We start from the raw sequence: 16,429 nt of genomic DNA, 5'->3' as shown, positions 1-16,429 counted from the left end.
ACAACAGTATCGAGTCATAGATATTGACGTAGAGTCTAAAGGTGGTGCGTTACGGGGCGGGCTCTCCAAACACTGGTGACTGTGAAAATGAGGGCAAGCCCGCCCCTAATGCACCCTACATGCGGGTGCATGTCAGTTTTGTTAAGCCCTGATTCAGATCCCCCTAAATCCCCCTTAATAAGGGGGACTTTTGAATCTAATTCCCCCCTTTTTTAAGGGGGGTTAGGGGGGATCTATGTACCTAATTTCAAAAGTGACATGCTCCCCTACATGCTTACCCAAACTGTTCAATCAGATGATCGCCCACCCTTAGAGCATTAGCAATAATGGTTAAAGCTGGGCTAACACTGGCATTGGATGGAAAGAAACTGCCATCGACTACGTAAAGATTTTCCACATCATGAGTGCGGCAGTTGCGATCGAGCACAGTAGTAGCAGGATCGTCCCCAAAACGGCAGGTGCCACACTGATTTGCCATTACTTGAATCGGCACTTCCCCACGAGGATATATTTTACCGCTCTGAAAACTATCCAGACGTTTTTCAATAACTTTTAGTACCTCAGTCAAGCGATAAATCAGGCGATCGTGCGCTTCGATATTATTGGGAGTGTAGTCAATATACAACTTGTTTCCATCAATTCGTACTCGATTATTGGGATCGGGCAAATCCTCCGTCTGCACCCACCAGCCAATGGAACGAGTAGCTAACTGCTTCAGTCCAAATCCTGGCATAAATTTTGCCAGAACCGATAACAGTGGTGGTGCTTCAGCAAAAATAATATCTGTCAGCAATCCACCGGAATTTTGAATGTGACCCATTGGGTAAGGAAAATCGGGATCACCCCAATAAAAATCATTGAGATAAATACTTCTTTGAAAAGCACCTGAATTGGGCTTAGTGCTCAGTTGCACTACAGCAGTCATTAGGCTTTTCATCAAATTCCGTCCCACTTGCCCCGAACTGTTAGCAAGTCCTTGGGGGTGTCGATCATTAGCAGAGTGTAATAGCAATGCTGCTGAATTCACGGCACCACAAGCAACCACGACAATCTCCCCCATAAACAAGTAGGATTGTCCGGCAATTTCGGCTTCGACTGCTTTAACTACTAAACCTGAGGGGTTAGTGTGCAAACAGACCACTTTCGCATTGGTTTTTAAGGTCACGTTCGGATGTGTCAAAGCTGGCACAATTCCGCTGACCTCGGAATCATTGGTTGGGTCGTCGTCTTGGCGCGTCAGTCCTAACGGTAGGTAAGATGGATGCAGACCTTGTTGAGCGATCGCATTGTAAATTTCCGCAATTTGAGGCTCTTGGGGGATTGCTTCAAAGGGATAGTCTTGACTATGAAATGGCTCGGTGGGATCGCTGGTTGCCTGACCGTGAACTTTATAAAGCTGTTCCGCTTGAGTGTAGTAGGGTTCAAAGTCGGAATATTTCAAACACCACTCCGGCGATACTCCCTCTTGATGTTGCACTTTCTCAAAATCCCGCTCCCGCAGTCGTAGCAATGCTGCACCATAGATTTTAGTATTGCCACCGATAGCGTAATTCATTTGGGGGAAAAAGGGTTCTCCAGCAGTGTCATACCAAATTTCAGGAGCGTGATAGCGTTCTCGCTTAAAAATATCGACATTACTGCGATTTTGCTCTTCTAGAGGCATAAAATCGCCTCGTTCTAGGATCAGAATTTTCTTTCCTGTTGGCGCAAGTTTATAGGCTAAGGTTCCGCCGCCAGCCCCTGTGCCGATAATAATAAAGTCGTAATATTGGTCGTCGATAATCATAGTAAAAGTCCGAAGTTTGAAGTGGGAAGTCGGAAGTCAGAAGTCAGAAGTCAGAAGTCAGAAGTCAGAAGTCAGCTATGACTAAGTTTCGGAGTTTAGGAGCGATGCAGAGGTGCGACCCGTGGCGAATTAAATTCGCCAACGGAAAACGCACCATTACGGTCTTGGGGGTTTCCCCCACTCGCTATTGCATCAAGACAATGTCAAACCTCTGAATGTGTAGTGCGCTTGCAGGAGTTCAGGAGTTACAGATGATCACTGACTTGTGATATTTTTGAGGATAGGTGCGTTACTTAATTAACATACCCTAGAAAATTAGTGATTGGCCGTAGGCCACGCTACGCGAACGCACTTTTGTATAGGTGGATTATCTTATGGAAAGCAGGATTTATAGCTCATATCCAAGTGTTAGCAAAACCACTTCTTCCAATTGAGCAACTGTTTTAGGACTAAGGTGCCCCAGTTTTTGAATTAAACGACTTTTGTCAAGCACTCGCATTTGGAAACACAGTGCAACAGAATCTTGAGCTAATCCACCCTCTCCTTGTGCAATCTGAACACAAATTGGTAACGAAGCGCGGCGTTGATTTGTCGTTAAAGGAATTGCAATAATTGTTGTAGAGAACTGGGAAACAATGTCATTTTGAAAAATAATGACAGGACGAATACCTGCTTGCTCAGAACCTTGACTTGGATTGAGATTAGCTACCCAGATATCGCCACGCTGATATTTATTGGTCATAGCTTATCTTCTTGATCAAGACTTGCCGCATAATCGCTCATTCCCACTTCAGCAAGAGCGCGGTCTTCCTCAGCAAACTCATGAGCAAGGGCTTTTAACTGAGCAGGATCTAGGACAATCCGACGACGTTTATCTTGAAACTTAAGAAATGCAATAAAATCAGCGACTTGCTGAAGTTGTTCAGCAGTAAGTATATCCAGGTCTTGCTTGATAGCTTCGGTGCTGATTGACATAGCAGTAACTTAGTACAATTATAGGTTAGTGATAGGTTATTCCCCAGAAATGTTGAATCTAGTAGGGCTGATGGCTGATGGCTGATAGCTGATAGCTGATAGCTGATAGCTGATAGCTGATAGCTGATAGCTGATAGCTGATAGCTGATAGCTGATAGCTGATAGCTTACCTCATAAATACGATAAACGCTATCGACAAGTTTAGCTAGGGACAAGGCTCAATTGTCCAATCTTTAGGTTTCTCACTTTTATAACAGGACTGTTGACGACCTGCTTCTTTTAAATTCCATTTACCGGTAGATTGATCGAATTGAAACTCAAGTCGATAACGCTTGCCCCTAATTTTGTCATCAGGTAGATTCATCTGGGTTAGAATCACGATTTTCTCAAAAGCTTGCTGCTCAATCACCTTTATTTCTTCAGTAAACTCACTCTCGACCGTTTCTTTGTTACCAAATAAGTCTAATGCGATCGCTTTCGGATCATCTCCTATTCTCTTACCTTTGATTTCAGCTATATTCAAGGGTTGATAACGAGATTTTTCTAACGCATCATCAGAGGGATTACAACCCATTATGATTAAGCTAATAGTAAACCCTACTCCTAGAAGCGGTAACCTGTCTTTTCTATCCATGGTCATTTAAAATTAAATTGGTTATAGCCTTTATTTTATCAAACACGAATAAATTTTAATTGACGGCAAATTCAGTTTGCTGACGCATTTCGGGAGGATAGAAAGCTAAAACAATATTTTCTTTCTTGATGCCAGCATTAACTAAATCAGTAGTGATACCCGTTTCTATTCCATCATATTCAATATAAATTTTAGTATTTTTTAGAGTAATATATATTAGGTTCCCTCTGATTCTTTTTCCCTGTGACCATCCTACCTGCATTAATCCATAGTGCTCTCGTGTTTCGTCAAAAATAGGATCAAGTCGGATGTCTCCATGAGAGGGACGAAATTGAGCGTATTTTAAAATAACTTGTTTGATTATTTCTCGATAGGTCGTTTGGGTATCCATTGTTTTACCTCCAATTGGAGGAAACCAATCCGATTGGATTTGCTCAGGGGAATAGGGACAGTTGTCAGGAAAGTCCCAATCGGAAATTCCGGTTTCATTAGCAGCGTCGGCTCTCGCATCACCATAAACTTTTGATAAATCTGCCCAGTATCGCTTTAAACTAGGAGTATCTCTGAGATAGCGTTTAAGGTTATTGCGCTCTCGTTTGATGGTGATTTCCCAATACCTAGACCGTTTTTCAGGTTGATATTCCCATTTCAACAGATGTTGAATCGTTAAACGAATCGAGGATAAAAAGCGGTCTCGCTCTCGTTTACTCAAGTCTTCAATCTCTTCTAGGAGATTAACCCAGTCTACTTCACTATACCGTTGTTCTTTGATCAGGGAAACTTGTTGTTCAACCCATTGGATGATGTCAGTTTCATAGAGCATTTTTTTATTGGAAATATCACTAAACGTGACGAAAGCCTTACCTGGTTGGGTTACGCTCCTGCTCACCCAACCTAAGAATAACGCTACTGCCAGATGTAAATCAGCACAAACAAAATAATCCAGATCACATCGACAAAATGCCAGAACAGGGAGGTGGCAGCAACCCCAAACTCACCGTTGTTGTAGTTACCGGGAATGAAGGAGCGTCCCAGCATAATCAATTGCAGCAAGACTCCTGTGAGCACGTGCAAACCATGAAACCCGGTGAGCAAATAAAAGGTGCCGCCAAATACCCCATCGGTAAATCCAAAGGGGAGACTGCCCCATTCCACTGCCTGACCATATAAAAAGTAGCTCCCCATTGCCATGGTCAGGAGCCAGAATGCCCGAAAGCCCCACAGATTTTTGACATGAAGATATCGTTCGGCAATGTAAATTACGAAACTACTAGACACCAGCACTACAGTATTAATAGCTGGCTCTTTGATCTCTAGCCCTGTGACACCGGTAGGGAGCCAGTCGGCTGTGGTAGTCTTGTAAACAATGTATCCAGCAAAGAAGCTCAGGAAGATAACACTTTCCGAGAGCAAGAAAATGATGAAGCCAAACATGCTGTTGCCTGCTTCATCATGGCTATGTTCTGCCGTCCCATCAGAGGTATGGGTCTGACTCGGTATTACACCAGAGGTGAGTGATGGATCGATTTCAGTTGGGTTCATGGGTAACTTCTAGGGCATCAGGGTTAGAAATCAAAGCTTCAGATTTGCCATAGCCATAGGGTTCGGCAATCACCACAGGCAACTGTTCAAAGTTCTCGTGACTGGGCGGGGAGGAGACAAGCCATTCTATCCCGATCGCCCGCCAGGGATTGGCTGGTGCTTTTTCTCCTTGTACCCAGGAACCGACCATATTGAGGATAAAGGGCAACGTAGACATGCCCAATAGGAAGGCTCCAATGCTAGCAACCACATTCCAAAAGGCAAATTCGGGATCGTAGGACGCAACTCGGCGGGGCATTCCTTGCAGTCCTAATGGGTGCATGGGGAAAAAATTGAGATTGGCTCCAATAAAGGTTAGGGCAAAGTGCAGTTTACCCAACCCTTCATTATACATCCGCCCTGTCATTTTGGGGAACCAATGGTAGAAGGCGGCATAAATTCCCATAACTGTTGCGCCATAGATAACGTAGTGAAAGTGACCAACAACGAAATAGGTGTTGTTGACGTGAATATCTACTGGAACGGCTGCTAACATAATGCCAGTAATGCCCGCAAATACGAACATCACCAAGCCACCTAGTCCGAAAAGCATGGCGCTGGTTAGTCTGAGTTTGCCTCCCCAAATGGTGGCTACCCAAGCAAAGACTTTGATGCCAGTTGGCACGGAAATCAACATTGTGGAGAACATAAACAGCATCCGCATCCATCCGGGGGTGCCACTAGCAAACATGTGATGCACCCAGACTATAGCGCTCAACCCGACAATAATTAGGGATGAAATAGCAACTACTTTGTAACCAAAAAGGGGCTTGCGGGCGTAAACTGGGAATATTTCTGAAAAAATGCCAAAAATCGGCAGGATAATTACGTAAACGGCTGGGTGAGAGTAGAACCAGAAAAAGTGCTGGAACAGAATGGGATCGCCCCCTTTGGCAGGGTCAAAAAAGCTGGTGCCTAGGGTTAAATCAAACAACAGCATGATGGCTCCAGCAGTCAGGGCAGGTAAGCCAAATAATTGAATAATCTGGGCACTGAGTACAGCCCAGACAAAGACAGGCATTCGGAAAAAGGTCATTCCGGGCGATCGCATCCGAATAATCGTGGTTACGATATTGACAGCTCCTAGAATAGAGGATACTCCCGAAAGCGCCACGGCTAGTAGCCAGAGAAATTGACCGTTAATCAAAGCACCAGTAGGGTTTTGCAGGCTCACGGGTGGATAAGACCACCAACCTGCCTGGGCTGGGCCTCCTGGAGCTAAAAAGCTTCCCATCAGGACAACCCCAAAGACGGGCACCATCCAGAAGGCGAGGGCATTTAGCCTGGGAAATGCCATATCCCGTGCCCCAATCATCAGCGGTACTAGGTAATTGGCCAGCCCGGCTAACACTGGAAAGGTCCACAAGAACAGCATTACTGTTCCGTGGAGGGTAAACATAGCATTGTAGACGGTGCGATCAACCAGATCGGCCTCTGGGGTAATCAGTTCACCCCGGACGATCATGGCAAAGATTCCACCAATGAGAAAAAAGAAAAAAGAGGTGACAATATACTGAATCCCAATCACTTTGTGATCGGTGCTGAAGCTGAAAAACCGTTTCCAGTCTTCAGGGGTACCTGGCGAGGGCTGTTTGCCCAAGGATGCGATCGCGTCAACCGAAGAAAGATTGGTCATAATCCTTTATTTGGCAGATTGGAACCGGAGTAATTAACCATAGGAGGCGCAGCTGGAACCACCGTTTTCCAGCCTGCATTAATTGCTGTTTCAGAGGCTCGACGATATTCCTCGAAGGCTTGATTGTAGGCTGCTTTGGGGGGTTGAACCGCTGCTTGAGCAAGCCACTGCTGATAGGATTCCGGGGATTGTACCACCACATCCGCCTGCATTGCTGCAAAGTAAGTCCCACTGTATTGAGAATCCCGCAACCGATAGTTGCCTTCGCGAATGGGAGTAAATTCAAACTCGATCGCCTGATTTGGGATAATATCCTGCTTGACTCGAAAGGCGGGTATATAAAACCCATGTATCACATCCTCTGATTTGAGGGTAAGCTTGATGCGATGGTTGTTGGGTAAATGCAGTTCTGTGCTGCTGATACTTTGCTCGGGATAGCGAAATTCCCACGCCCACTGGCGAGACAAGACTTCAATACGCTCTATTGGTTCGTTGGAGTCAGGCATTTGTGAGTCAGTACTTGGTTCAATTGGTGCAGCCTCAGCGGTTGCCATTTCTAGATGAACATGCTCCATCGGACCGAGAATCGACATCTGGTCGTAGACCTGGTAACTGTAGGCTGCAATCCAAATTACTAGGACCAAGGGAATTGCTGTCCAGACGATTTCCAGGGTGATGTTTCCTTCAATTGGTGGACCATCGCTTAAGTCATACTTGCCTGCTTGCTGAAACAAGACTGAATAGGTTAGGGTTCCTACTACTCCTAAGAAAATAAAGGTTCCCAGTGTCACTAGGAAACTGAATAAATCGTCAACTAGCAGGGATTCAGCTGAAGCTTGGGGAGGAAACCAATAGTAAGCCTGTTGACCCATCCACAGACTAATCCCGGCTAATGCGATCGCAACGACAACCAAAGTCAAAATCCTGCGAATATTCATGAGCTTATTTATTTCAAGAGTAAGTTTGGATCTTCTCCCAGTCTCAACAGGCGATCGGCGCTAATATGTAGGCCAAAATCTGCCGCCAGTTGCGCTCCCAGGGTACCGTGAACAAACATCAGTGCAAAAATCCCTAGTCCCGCTAACAAATAGGTCCATTGTACTTGTCTGGCCCTATCTTTATTCCAAACAAATCGCTGAAATCCGCGCCATACTGTCATTGCTACAATCAGCAGCAGCAGCAAGACTCCGCCAACTCCATGCCAAAGCATGGTTTCCATGGCTTGTAATCCCCAGGCACTTCTAACCTCTGTGGGTGGGTCTGCCAGCATGATTTCATAGAAACCGGCTGCAACGGTGAAGAAAGTAACCACTGCTGCTGCCAGCATGTTGTACCAGCCGACATCAAAAAAATTGGATCTTGTGGCAGGAATTGCCAGTATCTTAAAGACTGGCTTTTCCAGGGGAAACAAGACCCCAACGATATCAAAGCCGATGGCCACGATAAATAAACCAAGGGTTAGATGTACCAGATTGGGATGAATCGGAATCGGGTAAGGCAAGCCATTGGCTCCCAATTGGCTCCCTAGTTGGTCAATTAGGTTTGAACTCATTGCAACAAGCCCTCCCTAGTCCCTTCTACTACCGGAACAGTATGTAATCCATAGACCCAAACGAGTAAGTCACCCAGGTAGACCTGGACAAACACTAACCCTACTAACAACACCCCCACCCCCAAAAAAGGTATGGGTAACTCTTTGGGATTGCGAGAACGAATAATGTAGCGCCATGCTGTCACCGCTGCAATGATGCCAGATAGAGACCAACCAATCAGCGTATGCAGGTTCAATGTTGCCTCTGCTGCTGTGTAAGGCTCTGCTAATCCAGCTTCAATTTGCCCAAAAATAACAGCAATAAAGATAGAAATAGTCGCAAAAAATAAATTCCACCAACTTACCTCATACAGACGATAATTACGGCTAAAGTAGCCGACAGCGTCACACAAGACGGCAAACAATACCATGGCAATCACAAAATGAACCACGATCGGATGAATTGTATCGGGATACGGCAAGTTGTGATCGTTGAGTGGGGGGAGATACTCTAGCATATTGTTCTCAATGAGGTTTCAATGAGGAATTGTTGGTAGTGGTAAACAAGTAGTGATTTTCACACCCGAAACCTTCACGCTTACCGTAGCAAAATCACTACATATTTACCACTAACTTACTAAGTTTGAATTATACTACTCAAATAATAGTAAAATAATAGACTAACTAAAACGCTAGTATCAAATTATTAGGCATCTTTGACATTAGAGCCATAAAAACAATTATATTCAGGCTGAGCAGCAATAAAATAACATAAAATTGTTGGGGCTTTATTCCTTTCAAAAAAAACACTGCGATTCTCCTATTTTTTAGTTTTTACCTAGATATAAATCCTCATTAACTGAGGATTTACTTAGACTTGATCAGATATCTAGTTAGTGACTGCTAATTTTTAAGCAAACAACTAACTTTGTCAAATTGATTGACTCAAATGACATGGTTTACAAAGCAAGCAGCTAGCTCCAGTTAGTAGATATAGCTACTAACTGGAGCAAGGATAGCGATACCTTACTTTAGATATATCACCTGGTTTTAGTATAGCCAGCTAACCCTTAGTATTAGTATATTTTCAGGAAGTTTTAAGATTTATTACAAAGCCAAAAAGGTTGACAATTTGTCTTATCTGACTTTGACGATTTGTATTGTTATAGCAAAGGTAAATTTGGCTCAGGTAAAAGGGAACAGGGAGTAGGGAGTAGGAAACTTTGGAATAGGGAATAGGTAAAAAAATGTATCCATAATTACTATTATAACCGCTAGATCAAGTATTAACTGTATAAATTGAAGGGGATTGGCTTTGGAAACTATAGGCTAGAACTGTTGAGTAATTTTACTTATGGTTTTCCTTCGATATCGTGCCAACGTGATTTCGACATAAGCAACGTTATCGAGGTGCGACCCGTGGCGAATTTAATTCGCCTAGCGATGCAGCGCGGTCTTGGGGAGGCAGCGCGGTCTTGGGGGTTTCCCCCATGAGCGACTGCCGTGGTTCCCCCCATGAGCGACTGCATCAAGACACGGAAAGCGCACCTCAGGAGTCAGGAGCTTCGAATCAGGAGCTTCGAGTCAGAAAAACTTAATTTTTTACTTATAGCGGTTTGCACTTAAGTTAGTTACAATAACAACAATAAGAAAACAATTTTTTTATGTCTTCTTTAGTCAAAGAATCACAACACTCTACTAGACCTTGTTCTAACTCATCTCTAGTCATCGGGACTAATGAACGCAAATATTCTTTCAAAATAAACCAAAACTTTTCGATGGGATTAAAATCGGGAGAGTAAGGAGGTAAAAAGAAAACACTAGCTCCAACTGTAGATAATATTTCTACAATTTTTTGACTTTTATGGGTGGGTAAATTATCCATAATTACCATAGCGCCAGGCCATAATGATGGTGCTAAAACTTGTTTTATATAAGTTAGAAAACTTTGAGTATTCATTGAACCATTTAACGTCATAGTCCCTAAGATACCTTCCGAAGAAAGAGCACTAATTATTGTAATATTTTCTCCTCTATAATAAGGACGATAATCGACAACTCTAGTTCCTCTTTGAGAACGGCCATAAATGCGTTTTTTGCCTAAATTAAACCCTGTTTCATCCAAAAAAACTAGGTTCTTTACTAAAAAATTAGTAATTTTTTGCCAATAAAGATATCTTAAGTTACCAGGGTAAGCGCATCTAATTTTGTATAAAAAAGTACAGATTTATTGATTAATATATGTATAAGTGCCAGTTTGAGTATTAATGATGTTAAGTAGTATCGTGATTAGCATTGTGTCTACTTTAGATTAGGGTTAGTCTCATGGGTAATGGTTTTCAATCTCGAACAGTTTCGAAATTAAACTCGAAAGCTTTAAGTGTAGCTAAAGCGACTGCGTTAACTGAAAAAATGGCATTAATTTTCAGCGAGATAGAAGACCCCCGTGTGGCTAGAACACGTGTCCATTTGTTAACAGATATTTTAATCATCGCAATACTATCAGTAATTGCAGGAGCCAAGGGATGGGAGGATATGGAAAATTATGGATTAAGTAAATATGAATGGCTAGAGCAATTTTTAGCAAAACCGAAAGGTATCCCAAGTGCAGACACATTTCGCCGAGTGTTTGTTCGCGCAGCGTCTCCGTTGGAGTTGCGTATCAACCCAAAAATATTCGAGAGATGTTTTAGACGTTGGGTCCAATCGATAGTTGAGACAGTAGAAGCACAGGTAATTCCCATTGACGGTAAAACTATCAAAGGCTCTTATGATAGAGTACTGGGAAAAACCGCTTTGCACTTAGTCAGTGCATGGAAAGCGTGAATATCGTCTTGTTTTAGGACAAGTAAAAGTAGCTGATAAATCAAATGAAATCACGGCAATTCCCGCCTTATTAGAATTACTAGATTTAGCTGGATGTATCGTAACAATTGATGCTATGGGTACGCAAACTGCCATTGCCTCTCAAATTATCAGTGCCAAAGCTGATTACGTTTTAGCTCTTAAAGCCAACCATCCTACCCTTCATAAACAAGTAAAAGATTGGTTTTATAAAAACCTAGAACAGGGATTTAAAGGGATTACTCATAGTTATGATAAACGGATAGAAAAAGGTCATCATCGGACTGAAACAAGGCAAGTGTGGTGTGTTCCAATATCTGAAATATCACCTCTACATAACCAAGATGATTGGGTCGGACTTAAGTGTATTGTCATGGTGATAAGAGTACGTCATCTGTGGAACAAAACTACACGCGAAGTTCAGTTTTACTTAACGAGTTTGGATTGTGATGCTCGTAAAGAGCGGGAAAGCTATCCGTCTCCACTGGGGTGTAGAAAATGGGTTGCATTGGACTTTAGATGTCACTTTTCATGAAGATGCTTGCCGTGTTCGTACTGGCCATGCTCCACAAAACTTATCATTGCTGCGACGAATTGCACTTAACGCATTGAATTTAGAGCAATCGTTCCGGCGTAGTAATCGTCAAAAATCGAATCGAGCTGCCATGGATAATAACTATATGTTGACGATTATCGCTGCTTGTTTATCTCATTATCATGATGCCTCAAAACCTTTATGTCAATAGGTTTTGAGATGCGCTTACCCTGCTTAAGTTACCTACCCTTTCCGTTTTGGCTTGAGTGGCATATAAAGTTTTTTTTTTCGGGTTATATTGAGTTTTTTTAAGAATCTACTTAAGGTAGTTATGTGGACAGTAATTTTTTTTTCGTTTTCAAGTATTTCCACTATTTAGGATAGAGTTAATGAGGGATAATCTGACAACATAGATTTGATAAATTCTGTGAATGGTTCTAATTTAGAGGCTCGGTTATTCCCTTGTTTACCTGGTGATAAATCTCCGGTATCTTTAAATTTTTTAATAATTATAAATACAAAATCACGACTCACTTTAAACCTTTTAGATAACTGCGTAATTGATCCTTCACAGTCTAGATAAGCTGTGATAATTTTAGTTCTTATGTCAACAGAATAGGCTTTCATAATTGGGATATATATATTATACTTTATTTAAACGCAAACCGCTATAATTTGCAATTAATCAAAGTTTAATCCTCTGATAAAATTAGCGATTGGCCGTAGGCCACGCTACGCGAACGCACTTTCGTTTTTCTACTTTGACTAGAAAATGCGATAAGTCTAAAATTACCAATTTTTGAACTTATATCCGATTTTTTGGGTCAATTACCCTGTTAGTGAGGATTGGACTGACTAATACTGGGGTATTGGCTTGAGGCGGTGACAGATTGGCTATCAAAACATCCAGAAATCTGAGAACCCTGCGTCTTTAGACCGGCTTAGAAGTTACCCCAGCGAGCAATCCCTCCCTGGGGCAGTCTTTATAGTTGGTCGGCTATGCATAAAAGAGGTGCAGAGACGCGCGCCAAGCGTGTAGGGTCGCCTTTATAAGTGACTGGCTATGAAGATGCATGGTTAAAACTATTGTATTAAGGCTCCACTACACTTACGGTAACTTCAAGACCCGTGGCGAATTTAATTCGCCTACGGAAAGCGCACCTTTGGTTAAAACTTATTCATTAAGGCTGCCCTATTCTAAGGTTTCGTCTCCCGGATGAAACAGAGCCACGGGGTAAACCCCGCCGTATCTCTTCGTGTGGGTTCAGGCAGTCTGGCTATCAAACTCCTAATCAACTCAGACTGAGTCATTCCCAGCCGTTCAGCCTCCTCCTTTAACTGCTGCTTCTGGCAAACTTGTGATCCTAATTTGTTTTCATATTTATATATGACAATATAGGCAGACATTTGTTATGATTATAGTAGGAGGTGATGAAGTTGTACAAAACCATTCCGGTAAGAGCAGAATTTACAGACGAAGAGGAGGCTTTTTGGGTCTTTCAGTGCCAGCGAGCGAATAGCTTGATAAATTGCGCTATTTATTACATCAAGCAGAAACATTACGATTGGTTAAAAGAGCAGCTAGAAGCTTATTCCACTTATTGGAGAGGTGACGAGTTAAGGCTGGGATGGAAGACTTACAAGTGTATTACAAAGTATCCAGAGTTAGACAAAGTCTTGAAGATGAATCCTCATTACAAGGCTATGGCGGCTCAATCAGCTCAACAGACTTTAAAATCAGTAGGAGAATCAATTTCTAGCTACAACCAACTAGTAGGTTCTTATTACAAAGGGGAAGTCGATAGGCCAAGGCTGCCTAGATACAGAAAAAAAGGTGGATTAGCTGGTGTCACTTTTCCAAGACAGTCACTTACCTACAAAGAAGGCATTTTTTACCCTTCAATCAGTAAAGAATCTAAGCCAGAACTAATTTGCAAGATAACGTTAACTCCGCCTGACTTTATAGATCCAGATTGGGTGAAAGAGGTAACCATTCGTCCTAACTTAGGGCAGTTGTGGATTGACTGGGTTATAGATGACGGGAAGCAGGCCGTTGAACATAATCCAGATCTGGACTACTCTCAAGCTTGGAGTTTTGATCATGGCGGAGACAACTGGCTAACTGGTATTTCGACCAAAGGAAAAAGCCTGATAATCGACGGTCGAAAGCTTAAATCAATGAACCAAGGCTATTCTAGGTTGGTCGCTAAGTACAAGTCAGGGAAATCCGAATCTTATTGGGATGCTAATTTGGATAGAGTGCAGCGTAAGCGCAACAACCAAATGAGAGATGCGAAGAACAAAGCTGCCAGGTTTATTATTAACCGTTGCCTTAACGATAAAATTGGAAATCTGATTATTGGATGGAATGAGCGGCAAAAAAATGCATCTAATATGGGTAAGCGAGGTAATCAAAATTTTGTTTTAATTCCCACTAAAAGATTAATCGAAAGATTAAAACAACTTTGCTATGAATACGGAATTAAATTGACAATTACTGAAGAGTCATACACTAGCAAAGCGTCTTTTCTGGATGAGGATCCATTACCTAGACACGGTGAAAAACCCAGTGAATGGAAGCCATCAGGAAAAAGAGTGAGACGTGGGCTTTATAAGACTTCTTCTGGATGCTTAGTAAACGCTGATTGCAACGGTGCCGGAAACATTGCAAGAAAAGTAGCCACACAGTTAGGTCTTGATCTAACCAAGGTGAGTAGGGGATCCTTGACAGTCCCACACCGATATGACGTTTTTAGTTCCTTGAAAAAATCATATCGAAAAAGAAGTGTTGGCGTTCGCGTAGCGTCGGCGAAAGCCGATAGAGGCTCGGTTTCAACCAGCCTCCTAACAACCTTTTAGAATCCCCCGTGTTTTAACCGGGGGAGATGTCAACAGTAGCAGCTCAAACCGTGAAGATTCAAACCTTTGTTCAACCCATTGACCGTACTGCTGGGGTAGTCATAGTTATACTGAGTCTACTGATTGGTATATTACTGTGGACTGGCGATCGCACTGCCCCCAGGGTACGGGAATTTTCCTGGCAAGATAAACAAATCGGTGCGGAGGATAAAGCATTTATCCTAACCTTCAGCCGTCCTATGGATCAGACTAGTGTGGAAGCGAATCTGAACATTGTTCCACCAATCCCGGGCAAAATTAGCTGGGCTGGACGCAAAATGGCTTATACTCCGCTGCTCCCTTTACCCTATGGCACCGAGTATCAATTCCAGCTCACTGGGGCAGTAGAGCAATTCGCTAAGCCTGGCAATAAGACTGCCATCGAACCGTTTAAGGCATCCTTCCGTACCCGTGACCGAGCCTTTGCCTATGTGGGTGTTAAAGCAGAAGAACAGGGGCGATTAATTTTCTATAATCTCACTCGCCAACAAAAAACTATCTTAACGCCTCCAGATTTGCTGGTTATGGACTTTAAGTTCTATCCTGATGGCAGCCGAATTCTTTTCTCTGCTGTTAGAAGTCAGAATAAAGAACAGGACTTGCTCTCTGCAAAATTATATACTGTGACCACGGGCATATCTACTCGTGCCCCAGCTCAAGAGACCGTATCCTCAGACTCTGGTGGTAAAGTTGAGCTGGTTCTCGATAGCAAAGACTACCAGAATCTGAAGTTTGATTTGTCTGCTGATGGTAAAACGATTGTGGTACAGCGGGTCAGTCGCAGTAATCCTTCGGAATTTGGGCTGTGGACCATACAAACTGGTACTAAACCGAAACCATTAGACCATGAACCAGGAGGAGATTTTATGATTACTCCTGACAGCAACGCTATTGCGATGGCTCAAGGTCAGGGAGTGGGCATTTTACCCTTGACACCAAATGCTCAACCCCTAGACTTTTTACCGAAGTTTGGCATGGTCCTAAACTTTGCTAAGGATGGTTCAGCAGCAGTGATGGTGAAGTTTAATAGTGACTATACGCGATCGCTATTTCTAGTCAAAAACCAAGGCTCTGAGCAAGAGATACTGCGCACCACTGGTTCTGTCCATAGTTGTGAATTCTCGGCGCAAAACCAGATTCTCTATTGTCTGCTCAGCCAACTCATTGCTGGGGAAGAGTTCAAAGAAGAACCGTTCCTAGCAGCGATTAACCTTAAACCTAATGACAAGAATGAGTATACTTTAAAGCGCTTGGTAGTTTTACCGGAGCAACAGGAAGTTCATATGAGCTTGTCCCCAGATGACTTAGGTATACTCTTTGATCAAATAGTCCCTGAACGGTCATCTGAGGAAGGTTTGATCACTGATGAAGGACAAATAATTGCTAATGCTAGACTCTGGCTATTACCTTTAGAGGATGATACATCGTCAGATACTCCAGTGAAGCTGGAAGCGGAACCACTCTTAACTGGATTTAATGCTCGTTGGCTACCTTGAAGGGTTGAAGGTTGAAGGTTAGTAGGTTGAAGGTTAGCTGGTTGAAGGTTAGTAGGTTGAAGGTTAGTAGGTTGAAGGTTAGTAGGTTGAAGGTTAGTAGGTTGAAGGTTAGTAGGTTGAAGGTTAGTAGGTTGAACGCGATCGCGTGGCCAATAGGCCAAGGTTAGCTGGTTGAAGGTTAGTAGGTTGAAGGTTAGTAGGTTGAAGGTTAGTAGGTTGAACGCGATCGCGTGGCCAATAGGCCAAGGTTAGCTGGTTGAAGGTTAACAGGTTGAACGCGATCGCGTGGCCAATAGGCCAAGGTTAGCTGGTTGTAAGCATTCAGCCTTCAGCGGTCAGCTGTCAGCAGATGAATAGCACTAACCTTAATTGGTAGTGCTATAACCCTGACTGACGGACACTTTTTTTTGTACATTTAGCAGTACATTTAGGCCCAGGCATCAAATTCCTGAATCAGAGAGAAGGTAATCTTTCGATAGTAGCGGTCACGAGCTTTTTGGGAAGCGAAACAAG

The 16,429-nt window shown here is 43.0% G+C and carries 16 protein-coding genes and 1 pseudogene; 4 read left to right on the top strand and 13 right to left on the bottom strand.

The features are described from left to right. Positions 1 to 274: 274 nt before the first annotated feature. Positions 275 to 1,786, bottom strand: a complete 1,512-nt coding sequence (locus tag F6K53_RS22855; RefSeq protein WP_293068635.1) for a GMC family oxidoreductase — start codon at positions 1,784 to 1,786, stop codon at positions 275 to 277. Between the two features lie 77 nt (positions 1,787 to 1,863). On the opposite strand from F6K53_RS22855, the gene F6K53_RS22850 reads away from it, so the two are divergent. Further along, positions 1,864 to 2,001, top strand: coding sequence for a hypothetical protein (locus tag F6K53_RS22850; RefSeq protein ID WP_293082300.1), 138 nt, complete (start codon positions 1,864 to 1,866; stop codon positions 1,999 to 2,001). Positions 2,002 to 2,174: 173 nt separating this feature from the next. Here the strand turns inward: F6K53_RS22850 and F6K53_RS22845 are convergent, their stop codons facing one another. The 10 genes from F6K53_RS22845 to F6K53_RS22800 all read right to left on the bottom strand — a co-directional run bounded on the left by F6K53_RS22845 (position 2,175) and on the right by F6K53_RS22800 (position 10,268). Beyond that, positions 2,175 to 2,528: a type II toxin-antitoxin system PemK/MazF family toxin gene (locus F6K53_RS22845; protein ID WP_293059745.1), complete on the bottom strand. Its 354-nt coding sequence runs from the start codon at positions 2,526 to 2,528 to the stop codon at positions 2,175 to 2,177. Then, complete coding sequence (locus F6K53_RS22840) at positions 2,525 to 2,761, bottom strand: hypothetical protein (RefSeq protein WP_293038235.1); 237 nt, start codon at positions 2,759 to 2,761, stop codon at positions 2,525 to 2,527. Before F6K53_RS22840 ends, F6K53_RS22845 begins: the two co-directional genes overlap by 4 nt. A gap of 205 nt (positions 2,762 to 2,966) precedes the next feature. After that, the gene (locus tag F6K53_RS22835; RefSeq protein WP_293068630.1) at positions 2,967 to 3,395 is read right to left on the bottom strand and encodes a hypothetical protein; all 429 of its coding nucleotides are present in this window, start codon (positions 3,393 to 3,395) and stop codon (positions 2,967 to 2,969) included. A 55-nt stretch (positions 3,396 to 3,450) separates the two neighbouring features. Then, entirely contained in the window at positions 3,451 to 4,218 is a 768-nt protein-coding gene (locus F6K53_RS22830) for a DUF29 family protein (protein WP_293038241.1), read from the bottom strand. Positions 4,219 to 4,301: 83 nt separating this feature from the next. Then, positions 4,302 to 4,937 (bottom strand): heme-copper oxidase subunit III, encoded by a 636-nt coding sequence (locus F6K53_RS22825; protein WP_293038244.1) that lies wholly within the window; start codon positions 4,935 to 4,937, stop codon positions 4,302 to 4,304. Then, positions 4,924 to 6,612 (bottom strand): cytochrome c oxidase subunit I, encoded by a 1,689-nt coding sequence (ctaD, locus tag F6K53_RS22820; protein ID WP_293068626.1) that lies wholly within the window; start codon positions 6,610 to 6,612, stop codon positions 4,924 to 4,926. The genes F6K53_RS22825 and ctaD overlap by 14 nt, the downstream gene beginning before the upstream one ends. After that, positions 6,609 to 7,550: a cytochrome c oxidase subunit II transmembrane domain-containing protein gene (locus tag F6K53_RS22815; protein WP_293068623.1), complete on the bottom strand. Its 942-nt coding sequence runs from the start codon at positions 7,548 to 7,550 to the stop codon at positions 6,609 to 6,611. The genes ctaD and F6K53_RS22815 overlap by 4 nt, the downstream gene beginning before the upstream one ends. A gap of 8 nt (positions 7,551 to 7,558) precedes the next feature. Next, complete coding sequence (locus tag F6K53_RS22810; RefSeq protein ID WP_070395150.1) at positions 7,559 to 8,164, bottom strand: DUF2231 domain-containing protein; 606 nt, start codon at positions 8,162 to 8,164, stop codon at positions 7,559 to 7,561. Beyond that, a complete protein-coding gene (locus F6K53_RS22805; protein WP_293068620.1) occupies positions 8,161 to 8,661 on the bottom strand; it encodes a DUF2231 domain-containing protein in 501 nt (166 codons plus the stop codon). The genes F6K53_RS22810 and F6K53_RS22805 overlap by 4 nt, the downstream gene beginning before the upstream one ends. Before the next feature lie 1,109 nt (positions 8,662 to 9,770). Beyond that, positions 9,771 to 10,268: an IS630 family transposase gene (locus F6K53_RS22800; protein ID WP_293021785.1), complete on the bottom strand. Its 498-nt coding sequence runs from the start codon at positions 10,266 to 10,268 to the stop codon at positions 9,771 to 9,773. 287 nt (positions 10,269 to 10,555) lie between these two features. Between F6K53_RS22800 and F6K53_RS22795 the strand changes: the two are divergent. Then, positions 10,556 to 11,733 (top strand): annotated as a pseudogene (locus F6K53_RS22795) (ISAs1 family transposase). A gap of 164 nt (positions 11,734 to 11,897) precedes the next feature. Here F6K53_RS22795 and F6K53_RS22790 read toward each other — a convergent pair. Continuing rightward, complete coding sequence (locus F6K53_RS22790) at positions 11,898 to 12,149, bottom strand: IS630 transposase-related protein (protein WP_293068617.1); 252 nt, start codon at positions 12,147 to 12,149, stop codon at positions 11,898 to 11,900. An 810-nt stretch (positions 12,150 to 12,959) separates the two neighbouring features. On the opposite strand from F6K53_RS22790, the gene F6K53_RS22785 reads away from it, so the two are divergent. Both F6K53_RS22785 and F6K53_RS22780 read left to right on the top strand, forming a co-directional pair. After that, positions 12,960 to 14,381, top strand: coding sequence for a transposase (locus F6K53_RS22785; RefSeq protein WP_293021788.1), 1,422 nt, complete (start codon positions 12,960 to 12,962; stop codon positions 14,379 to 14,381). A 26-nt stretch (positions 14,382 to 14,407) separates the two neighbouring features. Continuing rightward, the gene (locus F6K53_RS22780) at positions 14,408 to 15,916 is read left to right on the top strand and encodes an Ig-like domain-containing protein (RefSeq protein WP_293068614.1); all 1,509 of its coding nucleotides are present in this window, start codon (positions 14,408 to 14,410) and stop codon (positions 15,914 to 15,916) included. A 123-nt stretch (positions 15,917 to 16,039) separates the two neighbouring features. Here the strand turns inward: F6K53_RS22780 and F6K53_RS22775 are convergent, their stop codons facing one another. Continuing rightward, positions 16,040 to 16,162: a hypothetical protein gene (locus tag F6K53_RS22775; RefSeq protein ID WP_293068611.1), complete on the bottom strand. Its 123-nt coding sequence runs from the start codon at positions 16,160 to 16,162 to the stop codon at positions 16,040 to 16,042. Between the last annotated feature and the right edge of the window lie 267 nt (positions 16,163 to 16,429).

The sequence above is a fragment of the Moorena sp. SIO4A1 genome (genome assembly GCF_010672065.1).
GTDB lineage: Bacteria > Cyanobacteriota > Cyanobacteriia > Cyanobacteriales > Coleofasciculaceae > Moorena.
This window is presented reverse-complemented; position numbering and strand designations above follow the sequence as displayed.

Bases quoted from the DNA above. Each gene is read 5' to 3' on its own strand.
- F6K53_RS22815 (WP_293068623.1), bottom strand. From the start codon at position 7,550: ATGAATATTCGCAGGATTTTGACTTTGGTTGTCGTTGCGATCGCATTA.
- ctaD (WP_293068626.1), bottom strand. From the start codon at position 6,612: ATGACCAATCTTTCTTCGGTTGACGCGATCGCATCCTTGGGCAAACAG.
- F6K53_RS22855 (WP_293068635.1), bottom strand. From the start codon at position 1,786: ATGATTATCGACGACCAATATTACGACTTTATTATTATCGGCACAGGG.
- F6K53_RS22825 (WP_293038244.1), bottom strand. From the start codon at position 4,937: ATGAACCCAACTGAAATCGATCCATCACTCACCTCTGGTGTAATACCG.
- F6K53_RS22805 (WP_293068620.1), bottom strand. From the start codon at position 8,661: ATGCTAGAGTATCTCCCCCCACTCAACGATCACAACTTGCCGTATCCC.
- F6K53_RS22810 (WP_070395150.1), bottom strand. From the start codon at position 8,164: ATGAGTTCAAACCTAATTGACCAACTAGGGAGCCAATTGGGAGCCAAT.
- F6K53_RS22840 (WP_293038235.1), bottom strand. From the start codon at position 2,761: ATGTCAATCAGCACCGAAGCTATCAAGCAAGACCTGGATATACTTACT.
- F6K53_RS22835 (WP_293068630.1), bottom strand. From the start codon at position 3,395: ATGGATAGAAAAGACAGGTTACCGCTTCTAGGAGTAGGGTTTACTATT.
- F6K53_RS22845 (WP_293059745.1), bottom strand. From the start codon at position 2,528: ATGACCAATAAATATCAGCGTGGCGATATCTGGGTAGCTAATCTCAAT.
- F6K53_RS22850 (WP_293082300.1), top strand. From the start codon at position 1,864: ATGACTAAGTTTCGGAGTTTAGGAGCGATGCAGAGGTGCGACCCGTGG.
- F6K53_RS22830 (WP_293038241.1), bottom strand. From the start codon at position 4,218: ATGCTCTATGAAACTGACATCATCCAATGGGTTGAACAACAAGTTTCC.
- F6K53_RS22780 (WP_293068614.1), top strand. From the start codon at position 14,408: ATGTCAACAGTAGCAGCTCAAACCGTGAAGATTCAAACCTTTGTTCAA.
- F6K53_RS22790 (WP_293068617.1), bottom strand. From the start codon at position 12,149: ATGAAAGCCTATTCTGTTGACATAAGAACTAAAATTATCACAGCTTAT.